Raw genomic sequence first — 16,590 nt, 5'->3', positions numbered from 1 at the left:
TGAGTAAACAATACTTGTGACTTGGTTTAAAAGTCGTGGGATAATAAATTTTTCGATTAATTTCAGAAGAACTTTTGCTTGCCTGACACTATGAGCCCAACGGCAATTCAACCGTAAACTTTGAACCTTTACCGGGTTCACTTTTCACTATGATCTGGCCATTCTGTAGTGCCACAAATTCGCGGCAAAGCAACAGGCCCAATCCCACGCCTTTTTCTCCGGCAGTACCATGTGATGACGCTGTATTACCGGAGAATAGTGTCGCCAGTTTTTCCGGAGACATACCAATGCCAGTGTCGCTCACGCTCAACCTTACTATACGGCCATCCGGCGCGGCTTCCACGCGGATACTGCCGCCTGCTGCCGTAAATTTAACGGCGTTTTGCAACAGATTGCGAACAACTAACTGTAGCATGTCAGCATCCCCTATTACACGGATGGACGGATCGATACAGCTCTCCAGCACAATGCTTTTTTGTGTAGTTAGCGACTCTGCAATCGCCATGGTATTGGCAAGTGTTTCTGATAATGGCAGTTGCGCCAGGTGCACAGCACCTCCCTCCAGTTGAGAACGCGACCAGTAAAGCAAGCCCGTGAGCATTTCCAGCGTCTGATCGTTAGTGCGGCGCAATATCTTTTCCATTGCCGCCCGGTCGGTTGCAGAGAGTTCAGTATCGCCAATTATTTCCAGGTATTGTTGAATTTGTATAAAAGGAGCGCGTAAATCATGAGAAAGAATGGAGAGTAGCCTGCTTTTTTCCACGTCGCGTTGCCTTACCGCCTCCCTTTCCCGGTCATAGCTTTTTCTGAACAATCCGATAATAATACTGATGGTAATTACCGGAATGGGAAACGCAGTTATCCGGTCGATGAGCTGGTTTTTGCCGGTCCGGAAGGGATAGCTTACCAGGCCGGGATATAAATATGCTACCAGGTGAATAAAGGCAAACACTACTAAATAAACCACTATCCATGCCAAATATTGGCGGTACGGGCAGATGGTGAGCAGCAATAGCAAATAAACCGGCCAGATAAGGTCAGTAGAGCCCTCAATGCCGGCATTGGAAAAAAAATTAACAGAAAACACCAGCAGCCCTACAATGCCAAAGAGTAGGTTGCTGTGCGGGCGATGATGAAACCGGGAACGAAAAAATCCATAAAAGAAAAATACGGCCATCAGGAAACTGGAAAGCGCTGCCACAAACAAGCCCGCAAAAAGGTCATACGGCACATAGCAGGTTGCCAGTAAAATGATGCAAAGGCTGGTGGAATGAAAGAAGCGCGCCTGTAAGGAAAACTCAGACGGACTACCCGTCAGCACCTGCCAGCGGACTTTAACCTGTTGTGAGGTTGCATACGCAAAAGCAAATAGTGACTTGGCCATTTGTCTAAATTACATAAATTATATTTTCAGTATGCAAATAAACGGATTTTTAATACTGCTTTAAACTATTATAGGGCTGATATACTGATTTGTTAATTATGATATAACTAACAGAATATGTGTTAATTATATCAAGTTTTTTAAAAATATGTTTTGAAATACTTATCAGAAGCCACTATAAATGCAATCTGAATGTCAAGTAAAATTAAATTGTATACAATTTAATTTTATACAATCTATATTTGTTTCATCAATCAAAAGCAAATGGATTTTTTAAAGTTGGAAGATCAGGCATGTTTCCCGGTATATGCCCTGAGCAGGGTGTTAACGGCGCATTATAAGCCCATTTTAGAGGGCATTGATCTCACTTATCCGCAATACCTGGTGATGTTGGTATTATGGGAACACCAGCAGCTATCGGTAAAAGAGATAGGCGAAAAGTTATTGCTTGATTCGGGAACCTTAACTCCTCTGCTCAAAAAGCTGGAGAGCAAAAAACTGATCAACCGCAACAGAAGCAATGAAGATGAACGTGTGGTAATGATAAACCTTACCGCAGGCGGAACCGCTTTGAGAGAAAAAGCAAAGGCTGTTCCTGAATCTTTTAAATGCAGCCTTGGCCTAAGCATTGAAGAAATGGTGGCACTGCGCGACAGTATCAAAATTATCCTTGAAAGAACTAAACAAATTAACAAATAACATAAATAACAAATATCATGTCAGTAAAAGCAATTTATACAGCAAACGCAACCGCTACAGGCGGCAGAAACGGTCATGTAGTATCATCAGATAAAGTACTTGATCTGGAAGTAAGAATGCCAAAAGAGTTAGGCGGTGCAGGCGGCGCTTATACCAATCCCGAACAATTATTTGCCGCCGGTTACTCAGCTTGTTTTGACAGCGCGCTAAATCACGTTATTAAAAACGAAAAAGCAACAACCGGCACTACCGCAGTAAGGGCACATGTAGGTATCGGCTCCAATAACGCAGGCGGTTTTGCCCTGGTAGTTACCTTAGAGGCCAACGTACCCGATGTTGACCAGGCAACAGCCGATGCACTGGTTGCAAAGGCACACCAGGTTTGTCCATATTCTAACGCAACAAGGGGGAATGTGGAAGTATCGCTTACTACTACCATATTAAGTGCAGAAGCATTTGCAGCTGCTAATTAATTAAATAACAATAACTTATTTTAGGTCGGGTTTACAAAGCTCGACCTAAAATAGGTTAAGCATCAGGCTATAAGGTAGCTTTCTTTTTCAGTATATGCCTTGTTTCATACAGCGTTTGATTGGCATAGCTATTTACCAGTTCCCAACCTTGCATTGACATATAATTTAGGGCGTCAATTTCAGAGATATAGTCTTTTAAAACATCGGCATATTCTGTTGAAATATTTTGCTGCCCTAAGTCAATCACAATATCGCATTTGGCCGAGAAAGCATGTTGGTTTATTGTCAATTTACAATAGGTATCGTGTGCCATTATGATGGTTTTAGTGGAGATGTTAATTATTTAGGTAAACTCAAAGATATTGAAATTTTAGTGTTTATGAGATGGTTAGTAGTCTGTATTAGCTTCTCCTGAATAATTAAAAGGCTTCGTAAAGCAGGTTGATCCAACGGCTCAATAAAAGTTTAGCCATTTTGTAAAATCAAGGTCAAAAATCAGCAATCGCTGCCAATTAATAATTGACGACCTCTGATTTGTTGTATATTGGATTAAGCTTTTTGGTTTATTAATGCCATGGATATTCATAGATTCCCTCCTTCGGTTATATTGAAACCTTATATAAGGGAGTATTTAATTATTGAAGCCGATGAGGCCACTAAAACCACTACAATTCCTGATACATCCATTGTGCTTTCTTTTCGTATCGGTGGTGGGGTGTTCAAAGCAAATGGAACAGAAAAATGCCCTCTTCCATTTAATGCCGTGGCGGGACTGCGAAATTCAGTTCGTGAATTTTATTATAGTCAACAAACCATTAATTTACTTGTACTTCTTAATGAAGGGGGTATTAAAGCCTTTTCAAAAATGCCCGCACATGAATTATTTTGTGAGAGTATAAGTACAGAGCATCTTTTTCCTTTAACTGAACTGAACATTTTATCGGAACAGCTGGCAGAAGCTGGGCATAATAAAACAAGGGTGCAGCTGGTGGAAGCGTTCCTGGTAAAAAAGCTCATCAACCATAAGCCCGATATGCTTATCCAAAGTGCCGTAAGTGCAATTAAGCAACAAAATGGTGTGATTATAGTGAGGGATTTAGTTAAATCCCTGCCGGTAAGTCTTGATCCGTTCGAAAAACGTTTTCGCGCTGTTATAGGCATTACGCCAAAACGTTACGCCGGCATTGTTCGTTTGCGCAACCTTATCAGCAAATATCCTACCCATCATTCGCTCACTGAAACATCCCTTGAGGCCGGTTACTTTGACCAGGCTCATTTTATAAAAGACTTCAGATTGTTTACAGGTCAGTCGCCCAAAGACTTTTTCCAATTGCAGCGATATTGGTAATTCAATGATTTTTTACAATTCCAGGTCCTGCGGCGGCTTTAGTTTTGTAGAAAAAAGCAATGAAAAACCCATCAAAAACGCTCTTCGGCCTTGTTATGCTTTGCCTGGTTACACTGACGCTCACCAGCGCTCTAGTGCCAGATAAGGGGTATATAAATGCCGGCAAGTCGTTAACCCTCCTGTTAAATACCACCCAAAAACAACCATTTAAATTAACCAGCATGGAAAATAATAAAGAAGTAATAAGAAGACTTTTTGAGGAAGCACTTAATAATAGAAAAATGGGCTTGCTTGCCGAGCTTGTATCGGCAAATTACACCTCACAGAACGGGGATAAAGGCCCAGAAGGAATGGAAAAAACCTTTAGCGGGCTGATCAAGGCATTTCCTGATTTGCAATGGCACATAAAAGAATTGATTGCCGAAGGCGATAAGGTTTTTGCAAACTGGGAAGTACAAGGCACTAATACGGGGCAATACCAGGTATTTGCACCTACCGGCAAAAGTGTTACCGGTACAGGTATGGGCGTTTTTACATTCAAAGATGGTAAAATAGTGCAAAGCAGCGTTCAAACTGACCGCCTGGGCTTTTTACAGGCGCTTGATATTTTGCCACACGATCTGTCACGCGTAAACAGCAAAAAAGTAACTAAGGACGCTGTTGTTCTGATTGACAAAATTACGGTGCCTAAAGATGCCATCCCAAAGCTTATGGAACGGTTAAATTACAATACTGCTTTCCTGGCCAAACAACCGGGTCTTGTAAAAAATACCCACTATGAAAATACCGACGGGTACGGAACTTTGACTGTTATTACGGTTGCTGAATGGGAAAATGCTGAAGCCCTGGAAAAAGCGAAGAAGGCTGTACAGGAAGATTACCAGAGCCAGCACATTAATTTGACGCAAAAATTAAGGGAATGGGGTGTTACCATGGATAGGGGCGTATATACGGAGCGTTAAAATGACGCTCCATACAACACCTTAACGAAATGTAGTGAATTTTATATTTCTCCTTTTTTGTCGTTCCTGATACAATGTCTAAGGGGATAATTGTCCAAAGTTTTTAAACTTCTTATGGTGGCCTTAAAAACCAGCCATTTATTCGTTTGCTTTATCAAAACCAACGGTATCGCGGAAAAATTGGGGAGATATGCCCACATTACTTTTAAAGTACCTGCTAAAATAAAATTCATCATTAAACCCAAGTTCGTACGCTATTAGTTTAACAGATTTTGAAGTTAAATATAGTTGGCGCTTACCTTCGGTTATCAGCCGTTCGGCAATAAGATTGGTAAGTGTTTTATTGAAATGCGTTTTACTGATCCTGTTTAAAGCCGGAGCGGTTATGTTTAATAAATTTGCATAATCGCCCGGACGGTGCATTGATCTGAAGTTTTCTTCAATGGCATCTTTCAACTGGTTAAGGATATCAGGATCTTTTGATGCCACCGGTAAATTTTGCGCATTTAGTTTTTCAATTTTTAGTCGCGAAGCATTAATTAATAATATTTTCAAATAGGATAACAATACTTCTGGTAATGGTTTTCCTGGCCTTGCCATTTCCGACTGCATGCCATTGAATATGGTTTCCATCGACCCCGATTCTTCCCCGGTTAAGCTAATTACCGGCGCATCATATACATTGTTAAATAGCACTCCATTACACGAAACTTCATTGCGGTGTTTATGCAGGCAAAAAAAATCGGGGTGAAAATTGATCATTGTTGCTTTGAATATTTGATCACATTCAATTTTGAATGGCTGGTAGAGCGAGAAACATAACAATGAATTTTTATCATACAAATACTCAGAGGTATCAGCCAATACTTTTCCCTTTCCTTCCAGAATTAAGATCACAGAAAAGTAATTGTACCTGTTGAATTTTTTTAACCCATTGTTATTATCGAAAGATTCCACTTTAAACACAATGGCATTGCTTTCGGGATTAACTAACTCAAATGCTGAATGGCTCATAGTATTACAATACTTTATTGGGAATTGCTGATAGCATTTTTGCAGCTGAATTCACTTAAGAAATCTGCCGCAAGTTTCAGTTTTCAAATATAGTCCTTTTAAAAAATACTTGCCAAAAGCCCTTTTTACAGTTAAATACCCGATTTGAACTAAGCATGCGAGGGTTTTTAATTGGATTTATGGTGAGTTTATAATTTGTCCATGTTACTGCATAATCTGTCCATGTTATAGCAGTTGGCAGGTGCGCACCTTTGTATTGTCATTAAAGACAAAAGTTTAACAGAATAATTATTAGGTAAATTAAAAGCAATGAAAAATGAAGAGTTAATACCTCCTTTTAGTGGGGAGACAGCAGCCGCAAAACTACAGATCAATGAAGATATATGGAACACTCATGATGCTGAGCAAGTGGCAAAATTATACACTGAAGATGTTGAATGGGGCGACAGAACAACTTTTTTAAATGGCAGAGAAGCTGTAAAAAACTACCTGGCACACAAATTTAATGCGCAAAAAAACTATAAAGTTAAAAAGGAAGTTTGGGGCGCCAAAGAAAACAGGAATGCAATTCGTTTTCAGGAAGAATGGCAGGACGATAAAGGACAATGGTTTCATAGCTATGGCAACGAGCAACTGCAATTTGACGAAAAAGGCCTTATCAGCAAACGTTTTGGCTGCATTAGCGACAAAATGATTAGCGAAGGAGAAAAATCTCTTTAAAACCATTAAGGAAGCTTGGGGAGCAAAGTTATTATAGAACATTTTGCCAGTATTGATGACAAGCCGATAAAGGAGAGTGAAAGAAGCATCAGGTAATCAATAATTCGCTATGCCATTATAAAGCTAAAGAATTGACGATTTTATGCAAGTTTAATATTAAATCCTTGTTGGAGGTAAACCAACAAGGATTTAAAGTAATATGGTATGCTTAATCATTAACCTGAGTTATCGTCCAGGTATTATCCCTGTTAAGGGTAACATTCATAGCATAAATATTGGGGGGGAACACAACCTGTGCTGTATTAGTAATTTCAGAAGTCTGCAAAGCCTGGCCCTGATGAAAATTTCCGAATGCTACCCAATATTGTGGATGTGGGGTGAAAACAAAATTCATATTAGGTGCTGCCTGCACAGCAAACGTGCCTGAGCCCGACATACCCACACCCACGCTGGTCTGGTTAGGGGGAATAGTATTATCGGCAGTAATAGTAAGTGAGCCTGGCTGGCCTTCGCTTGTTTGATTAATGAATTGATGGGCACCGTCGCTTTTTGTAAGTGTTACGGTATTATTCTCATTGAGCGTTGCGGGTAAAACTTCGGAGGCTTCAAAGGTTATGCCCGGCACTAACTGGCCGGTTTCGGCCCAGGTAAAGCAATGATCCAGAGTCCACGAAAAGGACAGCCTGGTGTTGGGGTTGGTAAATTTAGCCAGCCACGCCAGTGAAAAAACATTGGGGCCTGCCTGATCCGGCATTTTCTGAAACACAGAAAAGCTTCCCGCCACTGTGGAATTGTTGAAGAAATGGATAGTGTAAGTTGCCATGATTTAAGATTTAGGTAATAAAAATTATTTGTTTTAATAAACAAGGCAATGTTTGTTGCGCCGGTTTACGGATCAAATATATAAAAAGTATAAAAAGTACGGGATGCCTGAGTACTAAATTTATCAACTCTTTTTATAGGGTTACCATCACAAAGAAGATTTAAGTATTTTAGTGTGAATAATATCACAAGCTATAAATGACAACGGACCCATTTAAAATAACCATACATATGGTTTCAAGTGTTGATGGCTATATTGCTAAAAAGGATAACAGCGTTTCGTGGTTTGAGACAGCCGACCACTATGAAAAAGGAGTGGAGATTACGGAACAGGATGCGAAAGAATTTCTGAAAAAGATAGACTGTTACATCATGGGTTCGCGGACATATGAACATGCGCTGGAGCTTTCAAAATCATACGGTTGGGTTTACGGCGATGTGCCGACCATTGTATTAACGCGCCGGGATCTGCCGGTTGAAAGACCAAACGTTGAAACTTACTCGGGCGATCTGCACAAATTGGTAAACGAACGACTAAAACCCAATTACAACAATGTTTGGCTTGTTGGGGGTGCACAGCTGGCTAAAGATTTTATCCGTTTAAAGTTGGCCGACGAAATAAGACAGTCCATTTTGCCTGTTATTTTGGGTGATGGGCTATTGTTTTATGACCAGATAGGACAGGAACAAACCCTGCACCTCAAAAACGTAACCGCCTACAAAAGCGGAATGGTGGAGTTGTGTTATGAGATAAGGAAATAGAATAGTATTCAAATTGCCTCAGCATTTCGAATTTTTAAAACTATGGGACAGCGGCTAACCCCAATTAAATGCTGATTATATTTAAACATGGCGTATTTCCATCAATTGACTTTATTGTGCCTGCAGGCTGACTAAGGTCAAACCGATCAAAGTAAGTGATGGTAGTACCGCCGATGGATTTCAATTTCCCGATATTATCTGGTCCGTCAAACTGTGTGTAATAAGAGATAGCAATATTGCCGATGGATTTCAATTTTCCGATATTATCAGGTCCGTCGAACTGGGTATAATAAGAAATGGGAATGTTCCCAATGGATTTTAATTTTCCGATGTTGTCGAAGCCGTCGAATTGGGTATAATAAGAAATACTTAAATTGTTATCAGCGCCGGAGTTTTGCACAACATGGCCGCCCATATCAATACAATAAACAATATTGTTGTTTACCACATCAACTGAAGTTACAGCAGCGCGTTTGCTTGAAACCATAAGGTTTACATGAGCCAGCGTTTGTGCCATGCCCATAAAGCTAAAACCTGTAAGCAGCATGATGAAGAGGATTCGTTTAAGTATCATAATAAGTCGGTTTAATATGCAGCGCCGTTATTTGTTGCCCCGTATGTTTTTAGGACTGATAAAAGGAGAATAGGTTTATTAATGGCATCATTTTATAGTTGTTGCCATGAAAATAAAAAATTTGAATGGAGATTTGCGATGTTTAAAAAAAATCTCCAATCTGGGGCGAATCTGCTAAGATCTAAGTTGGAGACTTAGACCAGAGTGGTACAAAAACCAGAATAGTAATCAGATGATGGCCGGATCAATTGCCATTGATGTACATATATTTAAAGTTGTAGATAATCTCATTAAAGTTTTTAATAAAATCCTGGCCTATGTTGCCATAGAATTTTTCATTAGGAATTATTTTTTGCTGGAGCACATCAACATCACTCACAGTTACAGTTTTGTTACCCAATGTTAAGTTGATTTTGGGTAGAACATACGCTTCCTTTTTTTGTGAACCGCCTGCTCCGTAGAATCCCAGTATTTTCTTTTTGCCGGATTCTATAACCTCCGTTTTATATTTGTTGAGATAGGACACGTAAAACAATGACGAGCTGGCGCCGGTATCGAATTGAAAATCAAGAGTATCGTTGCCTTTTTTTAGAGCGATAATCGGGTCAAGTCCGTCAAGCGCAAAATTATGCAGGTCGCTTTTGGCGGGGATTAGCGGGATGGTCATTTTGCCATCCTTATAAATATGCACTTCGCCGAATTGTTCAATAACCGGGTAGCCTATGATCATGTTCAGTTGAAACTTAAAAGCAGTAAAATACAATACGGAGTCTGGCATTACCTCAAACACTACATTCTTTACCAATATGCTGCCAATATAAAGACTGTCGGCAATACCCTCACTGGTTTTAAACTTGAAGCCGGTTTCACCGCTGCTTTCATCAAAAGAAACATTTAACATGTGCAAACCCAGTTTTTTAGCATAGGTTTTTGTTATGGCTGATATATTGGCCCTGGTATCGAACACTGCATTGTAAATAGTGGTGCTGCATTTTACAGGAATCTCGATCAGGCCAAGCTTATTGCGCGACCAGGGTATGGAGGTATTGTTTTTTATGATAGTTTGTTGGGGCGACACATTTTTTAAAGCACCGCGAAGTAAAATCTGCTTTTTCAGATCTTCGGTATAATCTTTAGGCAATACCTTCGAATACAGTTTTAGCGTGCTGCTATCCGTTTGTGCAGCTTTGGCATATTGATAGGTTTTGAAATAACTATCGCTTTGCAAACGTCTCATATTAGCCTTAACAGAATCGGGTAATTGATTGGGGAAGTTTTTTAAAAGGCTGTCCACATCATTAATACAATCAATATTGCGGTTAAATACATTATCAATATATGATGCATAATATAGCTTTTTTTCATCGCCTAACCTATCATGATATAATTTTATCTGGGTTTCCAGTTTAAAATATTCCTTATTATCCAGCAGGGTCTGAAGTTTTTTATTGGCGGCAGCACTCAATGAAGGCTTATTGTTACAGGCAGTTAATGTTGCCAGGACAAATAAAATTGATAAAGTAACTTTCATAAATCCAATTTAAAGATCTTAAAACATGATTGTAAAATACAGATTCCTTGCTATCCGCGGGGTGTTTTTTTAAATTTATTATGAATTTAGTTTGAAATGCCTCCACCTGATACGATTGCATTGACGCGGCCTGCTGTTCGAATTACTATGCTTGTCCCCCCTGGTCTAATTTAGAAACTTAGACCAGGGGGGACAAGCTTCTTTCGCCGTTTTCTTTATTCATTTACATGCCTGTTATGCCATTCAACCACTTTGAAACCTGTTACAACCGAATCTTTATTAAACGGTAAAACAAGGTATTTGCCCGACTTGGGATCCAAATAGCCATAATTAGTGATAATGTCATAATAAACGCTATCGTCCTTATTTCCATAGTTTGCCGGTTCGCCCAGTGAATCAATCAGTTGTTGATAGGTTAAGCCTTTTAATTGATGATGTGAAATCAAATCGTTTAGCACAGCATCTCTTTCGGGATAATCCCAGTCATCTTTGGCTGTCCATTTAGATTTATCAAACTTCTCATTTTTAACTATTGAATTGCAAGCTACTGTGAGCAGCAATGCAACAATAGCAGTAATCCGTTTGTAATGGTGAGTTGGCATCGTAATTTAAAGTAGGACTGATAAATGTAAGCGTAGCATTGAAAACAAAAACAATCCCGGTATCCGGATTTTTACAGCAAGAATTGCTACCGATATAATCATCGAATCGGCAATTAAAAGTAAAACTTTGCCGAATATTGGATTACTTACTTTGGCCGATACGTACACGCATACGCCATCTGTCCAGATTTGATTATATTTAATTTCTGCTGCCATTCTGCAGCAAGATATAAAAAGTGAAGGAATTTAAAAACGTTCTGTTTTGCCTGGTTTGGTAAATCAGGACAGCTTGATAAACTTTTTCTTAATATTATTCCACAGCCAGTATTCAGATTTGCAAAATGCACAGTCCGTACTATCGCCATCTGGATTAACTATAATCAATTTGCTATTGCGTTTAATGTTATATCCTAATGAAGCAGTAATGCCCGGATATACTATACCGGTTATCAAATCTACAACAGCTGAATCCTGACAATTTGATCCACAGCCCCAATATACAAAGCAATAGTGGCCCGCAAAGTTTAATCCGGTAGCTCCATGCCAAATCTTCATAGATTTACTATTGTAATAGGTGGATTTAATGATAGTTCTATACATCTCTGCCAGCTTATTACCTTTTAGCCTGAGTTTTGCCCTGTGCCCTTTATATAATGGAACCTTGTAATTGCTAAATGAAGGCCGCTGAGCTATAGATACGCTATAGGTAAAGATAAGGCCGATAATTAAAAGTAGACGATAAGATTTCATTGATAGCACTAATGTACAATGTTATATAATTATTCGAGGTTTTTAAACTTTGGATAGTGGGTATTTATTAGTTTGTTTATCTGAATATAAGTCTGTAGTTTTAATCTAAACCTTATTACTTATTATGGAAAAATTATCTTTTGTTTTGTTACAGGCTGCCAGCAGTGAAATAGTCGGGTACTTAATCTCGGCTGTATTTATTATCCTCTTCTTATTTGCTGTATTTCTGGTTACCAGAGTTTTAGTCTTATGGTATTGGAAGGTTGATGTAATTGTGCGAAATCAGGAAGAACAAACAGCTCTCATTAAGTATCAAAATCAGTTAACTGAATATCAAACGAAAGTTCTTAAGGAATTTATAGAACAAACGCACAATATTGCAGTAGGCCCCAATAAATAAGGGTCATAACATCTCCACTTGAACCAGATTGGAATAAGCTGAAAGCTTAACGTATTTTAGGTCTAAGTTGGAAACTTAGACCAGGGTGTTATAATTTAATGGGTTATAACTCCTTAATTTTTAATAAAAATTCATCTAATCTATGTGCACCGTCCACCTCTCGTTTATCAAATACCATAAAGTATTTGTAGTTACTTCCTGCTTTTTGTACCCATGCATTGCCTAGCCTTAGTTTGGCCTCGCTATCTGAATTATCCCTATCGTCTCCCTTGGTTTCAAGGATAATGGTTTTACCGCTTTTGGTTTGAATTATAAAGTCAGGATAGTGGTTAACAAAGCCATTTAACCTGAAACCCTTACGTTCAATGTTGCGTGTCCAGAATAATATGTTGGTTAAATTAGCGATCTCATTTATAACCCGCTCCTCAAAGCCATTCATGTCACCTTCCTTATCATATAAGGATTTTCCAATATCTTTTGATGTAAAACCTGGCGATATTTCTAATGGTAATTTGAAAGAGCTTTTCACATAAGTTCTGTCTATATCAATAAATGTGTGAAACTGCTTTTCGGCATAGGCATCTGAAAGTGTTCTTATTTTTTCCTTTATTTTGTCTTTATAGCTGTACTCATGGCTTGCAAAATCAGAGAATTGCTCATCGGTAAAGTCTTCTAATACTTTGCTTACAAACTTTTCAATTTCCCTTTGTGGTATAGGGTCCATCCGGCCCAATAAGTCAATTATCCGTTTAGTCAGGTTTTTTATTCTACTGTCTTTACGTGCAGGGTCGAGTATGTACGTCATCACCCTTTCCCTCACTTCACCATCCAGTCTTACAAAGGATGGCGTATAGTCTTTTTTTGTTTCATCCAAATCAACTTTGTATAGCTCTGATGCCACATTGTTAAAGTTAATATTGGTATCTGCTTTGCCTAAAGGGAACCCAGCCAACAGGTCCTCTTTCTCCAATAGCATTTCTTCGGCGGCGAATATCTCACCTATAGCCTTTTTGATAAAGAATTGAGGAATTTCCAACTTACTTGCTTCTTCCTTAAATATGTCCTTCATGGTGTAAGTATTAACTAGGCCCTGAATTTCTGTAGGTATAAAGTTAGCTAAAGGATTTGATTCAATTTCGGATACCATTTGGTTGAAGGAAGCAGTTTGTTCAAGCGCGGTTTCTTCAATCTGTTTTACAGAATCGTTATTTATTTCTTCATCAGTAACCGGAATAATTCGTGAAATATCAATATCAGCCAATGTATCGCCCTCATCTTCTGCGGTTACTGCTGGTGGAGCTATATTTAGTAATAGTTGGCTTAATGGATCAACCGTTGAGGCGGTAGATTTAGATTGATCAATGGTTTCTGCTAACTTATAATCTTTGCTGCTGAAACCTGATTTATTTAAGCCTTTTACTATACTATCCAGCGTTTCCAAAAATTTGGAGGATGCCGTTAATACGTAGCTTAAGTTAAGTAAAGGAAAACTATGCTGATGTACATAAGGTTGCCTTAGTACCCTTCCTAAAATTTGTTCTACGTCTACCGGTGAAGATTTGTCGGCTAATGAAGCCAATATATAAGCAAACGGGCAATCCCAACCTTCTTTTAACGCATTAACAGTAATAATGTATTTAACCTTACAGGTTGGCGACATCAAATCTTCATTTTTGATTTCGTTTATATTGGCCGTTTTGATTTTGATCTGCTCTTCTGGGATTTTAAGTTCAATCAGTTTGGCTTTTAGCTTTTCGAAGGTAGTGTTGTCATCTGCATTTTTCGGCTGTGCCTGGAATAACACTATAGGACGGATATACCGGCCTCCTTTTTTTTGCTCTTCTTTTGCTTGTATCTCCAGTTTTTTCTGTAGTTGTAGGGCTGAATTGATTACCTCCGTTTTGTCATGATGATTATAAACGATGACCGGAAGTTTAACCATGTTGTTGCGTTTAAGCTCAATGGCATCTACAAAACTGATGATGTTACTGTTTTTACGCGGCGTTGCTGTTAAATCAAGAATAAAGCTTGGGTTAAGGTTTTTAAGCATCTCAACGCTTAACTCACTTTCGGCATTATGACTTTCATCAACAATTACCACCGGATTAAGCTTTTGGATAACGTTCATTAATGAAATATCCTCGTCTTCACCAAGCATGCTTTCAAACGATTGTAAGTTACTATTGTCCTGGTAAACTTTACGGTCTTCCTTATTACGCGCCCTTAAACTATCAAAGCTTAAGACAAATATGTTGAGTTGCTCTTTAACACTTGAAATATTAAACCCGCTCCCTTGCAATAAAGCCTGTTTGTCAAAAACTTCCACCCGGTTACCAAAGTGCGAATTGATTTTTTGACGGTAGGGATGGGTAGGATCTTTTAGATTGGTTAATGTTTGGTCGAGTATGGTGATTGATGGTACCAACCAAACTACGGCTTTGTCTTTAGCTACGCTAAAAGCATCAAAAATAGTTTTAATAGCATTGCAGGCAATAAAGGTTTTGCCACCAGCTGTTGGCACTTTTACACAAACATTTGGTGCTTTGGGTACATTGTTTTTGTAAGGTTCAATTGCTGTACCCGGAAATGGCCGTATTGGAGTACGTGGGTGCTTAAGCCAAAACTCTTCGAATGCTGCCCTTATATCCTTTTCTTCCTGAATATAGTTTAAAAAGATAGCCAGATCATCTATAACTTGTTGCTGGTAGGATTTTAGCTCCATTGTGATTTAAAATTTAGTTATATCGCGTGGTATCTTTTTAAAAATGATGTTATGCTTTTTCATAAAATCAGCATTGAGCAGACAGTTATCTGCATAAATAATATATTGCTCTGCTTTGGTTTTAATGGTGCCTAAAAATACATCATCCAAAGCGGTTAACTCATCGACTTTATAGTAGAAGTAATAACTGGTCTGATTATAAATATCAAGAAAATATTCGTTGTCTATAATAGTTGAAGTGTTTAAAGGGTGATGGGTTTCGGTGAAATATATGTAGTTTCTCAATTTATTCAAACAAATTCCTTCGTTTAACTCATTGTTTTCATTAAATAAAGATTGTCCTAAATTATAATAGTCGAAATTTCCCTTTACACCTAATCTTTCACCATATCCGTTAATAACATTTTTAATTCTTTCAATGGTAATTGTCTCTACATAAGACATCATTTCAATCAGAATGAAATTTCTTTTACCACTCAAATTATTTAGGTTCAAAACAGCATGAGCGGTAGTGCCTGATCCAGCGAATGAATCTAATACGATTTCACCGTCGGTATTTATCAAACTAAGTAGATATTGAATTAAGGTAACAGGTTTTGGGTAATCGAAGTTGATCCCTATTGACTTTAACTCACTACTCATATTTTGAGTGTTTCCCATGTTTTGCAAAGAACTTACAACATGACTTGTGTTTGAGCGAATCTTGACATTCTCAATAGCTCCTGTTGAGGTTATCTGAAAAATCGTGTCTTGGCCTTTGCTATCCTTAACAGGATTTAGATTGTTATTAATAAATGTTTCAGCAATAGCTTTTGAACTCCAACCACTTTTAACTATGATACTATTCTGAAGTTTAGAATCTTTTATTACAGCATCTGATAAATAGTGAGGCCATGAGTCACTTCGTGCTTTTATAATTCCTTCTTCAAATGATGCAGGAAATCCTATTGGTAAAATTATTTCGCTTATTGGATTTTTAGGGCCATTTTTAACAATTGTATTCCTAATTTCAGATTTAAATAACTTGCTTTCTTTTCCGATATTAGGATCAATAACATTAGGGTGCTCTAACAGATCTATATTCTTTGCATAAGCGAGAATATATTCGTGGTTAATCTTGACTTTAGCTTGGTTATCGAAATTTCCGTCTGTTTTCCAAGTAAAATTGGTTATTAAATTCTTTGCGCCAAATATCTCATCTAAAGTCAGTTTTAAGTTTGCCTGTTCATTGTCATCAATTGAAATGAAAATAACTCCTTCTTGCTTCAATAGTTTATGTAATAGCTTCAGTCTGGGATACATCATGCACAACCATTTGTCATGCCTGCTTAAATCTTCGCCCTCTTTGCCAACTACTTCATGAAGCCATTTTTTAATTTTGGGATCATTAACATTGTCATTATAAACCCATCCTTCGTTACCTGTATTATAAGGCGGGTCAATATAAATGCATTTAATTTTTCCTTCGTACTCTGGCAGTAATGATTTTAATGCTTCTAAATTATCACCATGAATAATTTTATTGCCGCTATTGGTTTCCTTTTCGCTTTGCTCTCCATTTTCAAAACCATATTGATGGTCTAAAACCCGATAGGGTACATCTAAATGATGGTTTATTACTTTGTCTTTTCCAATCCAGTGTAGTGTAGGCATAGATTATTTTGAAGTGTTAAAGATAGTAAAACTCACAAATGTTATCTGAAATAAGAATATAGAGATTTATGCTGTTTGCAGCCGTCTCTTTCCCTAGATTGGTATGCAAGGGGGAATTCTACATAAATTTAACTCGTTGTTCGTAGATTATGTCTTTGGATGATTATACCAGTA

General features: G+C 38.1%; 17 protein-coding genes. 7 read left to right on the top strand and 10 right to left on the bottom strand.

From position 1 onward, the window contains the following. Positions 1 to 88: 88 nt before the first annotated feature. Complete coding sequence (locus JN11_RS06690) at positions 89 to 1,384, bottom strand: sensor histidine kinase (protein ID WP_144910947.1); 1,296 nt, start codon at positions 1,382 to 1,384, stop codon at positions 89 to 91. A 264-nt stretch (positions 1,385 to 1,648) separates the two neighbouring features. Here JN11_RS06690 and JN11_RS06685 point away from each other — a divergent pair, with 264 nt between their 5' ends. Together JN11_RS06685 and JN11_RS06680 are read left to right on the top strand one after the other, a co-directional pair. Continuing rightward, positions 1,649 to 2,083 (top strand): MarR family winged helix-turn-helix transcriptional regulator, encoded by a 435-nt coding sequence (locus tag JN11_RS06685; RefSeq protein ID WP_144910945.1) that lies wholly within the window; start codon positions 1,649 to 1,651, stop codon positions 2,081 to 2,083. 17 nt (positions 2,084 to 2,100) lie between these two features. Then, entirely contained in the window at positions 2,101 to 2,556 is a 456-nt protein-coding gene (locus tag JN11_RS06680; RefSeq protein WP_144910943.1) for an organic hydroperoxide resistance protein, read from the top strand. Between the two features lie 67 nt (positions 2,557 to 2,623). Here the strand turns inward: JN11_RS06680 and JN11_RS06675 are convergent, their stop codons facing one another. Beyond that, a complete protein-coding gene (locus JN11_RS06675) occupies positions 2,624 to 2,869 on the bottom strand; it encodes a hypothetical protein (RefSeq protein WP_144910942.1) in 246 nt (81 codons plus the stop codon). Positions 2,870 to 3,130: 261 nt separating this feature from the next. On the opposite strand from JN11_RS06675, the gene JN11_RS06670 reads away from it, so the two are divergent. Together JN11_RS06670 and JN11_RS06665 are read left to right on the top strand one after the other, a co-directional pair. Continuing rightward, positions 3,131 to 3,904, top strand: coding sequence for a helix-turn-helix transcriptional regulator (locus tag JN11_RS06670; RefSeq protein ID WP_144910940.1), 774 nt, complete (start codon positions 3,131 to 3,133; stop codon positions 3,902 to 3,904). 59 nt (positions 3,905 to 3,963) lie between these two features. Beyond that, positions 3,964 to 4,866 (top strand): ester cyclase, encoded by a 903-nt coding sequence (locus JN11_RS06665; protein WP_144910938.1) that lies wholly within the window; start codon positions 3,964 to 3,966, stop codon positions 4,864 to 4,866. Between the two features lie 138 nt (positions 4,867 to 5,004). On the opposite strand, the gene JN11_RS06660 is transcribed toward JN11_RS06665, so the two are convergent. Next, positions 5,005 to 5,880, bottom strand: coding sequence for a helix-turn-helix domain-containing protein (locus JN11_RS06660; protein WP_144910936.1), 876 nt, complete (start codon positions 5,878 to 5,880; stop codon positions 5,005 to 5,007). Positions 5,881 to 6,189: 309 nt separating this feature from the next. On the opposite strand from JN11_RS06660, the gene JN11_RS06655 reads away from it, so the two are divergent. Next, positions 6,190 to 6,600, top strand: coding sequence for a DUF1348 family protein (locus JN11_RS06655; RefSeq protein WP_144910934.1), 411 nt, complete (start codon positions 6,190 to 6,192; stop codon positions 6,598 to 6,600). Between the two features lie 208 nt (positions 6,601 to 6,808). Here JN11_RS06655 and JN11_RS06650 read toward each other — a convergent pair whose 3' ends face one another. Next, positions 6,809 to 7,423, bottom strand: coding sequence for a protein rhiA (locus JN11_RS06650; RefSeq protein ID WP_144910932.1), 615 nt, complete (start codon positions 7,421 to 7,423; stop codon positions 6,809 to 6,811). 197 nt (positions 7,424 to 7,620) lie between these two features. Here JN11_RS06650 and JN11_RS06645 point away from each other — a divergent pair, with 197 nt between their 5' ends. Beyond that, positions 7,621 to 8,184 carry a dihydrofolate reductase family protein gene (locus tag JN11_RS06645; protein WP_144910931.1) on the top strand — a complete coding sequence of 188 codons (564 nt, stop codon included), beginning with the start codon at positions 7,621 to 7,623 and terminating at the stop codon, positions 8,182 to 8,184. Positions 8,185 to 8,248: 64 nt separating this feature from the next. Here JN11_RS06645 and JN11_RS06640 read toward each other — a convergent pair whose 3' ends face one another. The 4 genes from JN11_RS06640 to JN11_RS24385 all read right to left on the bottom strand — a co-directional run bounded on the left by JN11_RS06640 (position 8,249) and on the right by JN11_RS24385 (position 11,446). After that, complete coding sequence (locus JN11_RS06640; protein WP_144910929.1) at positions 8,249 to 8,758, bottom strand: hypothetical protein; 510 nt, start codon at positions 8,756 to 8,758, stop codon at positions 8,249 to 8,251. Between the two features lie 244 nt (positions 8,759 to 9,002). Beyond that, positions 9,003 to 10,289 (bottom strand): retropepsin-like aspartic protease, encoded by a 1,287-nt coding sequence (locus JN11_RS06635; protein ID WP_144910927.1) that lies wholly within the window; start codon positions 10,287 to 10,289, stop codon positions 9,003 to 9,005. 215 nt (positions 10,290 to 10,504) lie between these two features. After that, on the bottom strand, positions 10,505 to 10,891 hold the full coding sequence (locus JN11_RS06630; RefSeq protein ID WP_144910925.1) for a hypothetical protein: 387 nt from the start codon (positions 10,889 to 10,891) through the stop codon (positions 10,505 to 10,507). Between the two features lie 279 nt (positions 10,892 to 11,170). Next, on the bottom strand, positions 11,171 to 11,446 hold the full coding sequence (locus JN11_RS24385) for a hypothetical protein (RefSeq protein ID WP_170227700.1): 276 nt from the start codon (positions 11,444 to 11,446) through the stop codon (positions 11,171 to 11,173). A 319-nt stretch (positions 11,447 to 11,765) separates the two neighbouring features. On the opposite strand from JN11_RS24385, the gene JN11_RS06615 reads away from it, so the two are divergent. After that, positions 11,766 to 12,041, top strand: a complete 276-nt coding sequence (locus tag JN11_RS06615; protein ID WP_144910919.1) for a hypothetical protein — start codon at positions 11,766 to 11,768, stop codon at positions 12,039 to 12,041. A gap of 103 nt (positions 12,042 to 12,144) precedes the next feature. Here the strand turns inward: JN11_RS06615 and JN11_RS06610 are convergent, their stop codons facing one another. Continuing rightward, on the bottom strand, positions 12,145 to 14,763 hold the full coding sequence (locus tag JN11_RS06610) for a DEAD/DEAH box helicase (protein WP_144910917.1): 2,619 nt from the start codon (positions 14,761 to 14,763) through the stop codon (positions 12,145 to 12,147). Positions 14,764 to 14,769: 6 nt separating this feature from the next. Further along, a complete protein-coding gene (locus tag JN11_RS06605) occupies positions 14,770 to 16,416 on the bottom strand; it encodes a site-specific DNA-methyltransferase (RefSeq protein WP_144910915.1) in 1,647 nt (548 codons plus the stop codon). Positions 16,417 to 16,590: the final 174 nt, after the last annotated feature.

This window comes from Mucilaginibacter frigoritolerans (assembly GCF_007830615.1).
Taxonomy (GTDB): Bacteria; Bacteroidota; Bacteroidia; order Sphingobacteriales; family Sphingobacteriaceae; genus Mucilaginibacter; species Mucilaginibacter frigoritolerans.
Note: the sequence above shows the minus strand (reverse complement) of the source record. Positions and strands in the feature narration are given on the sequence as shown.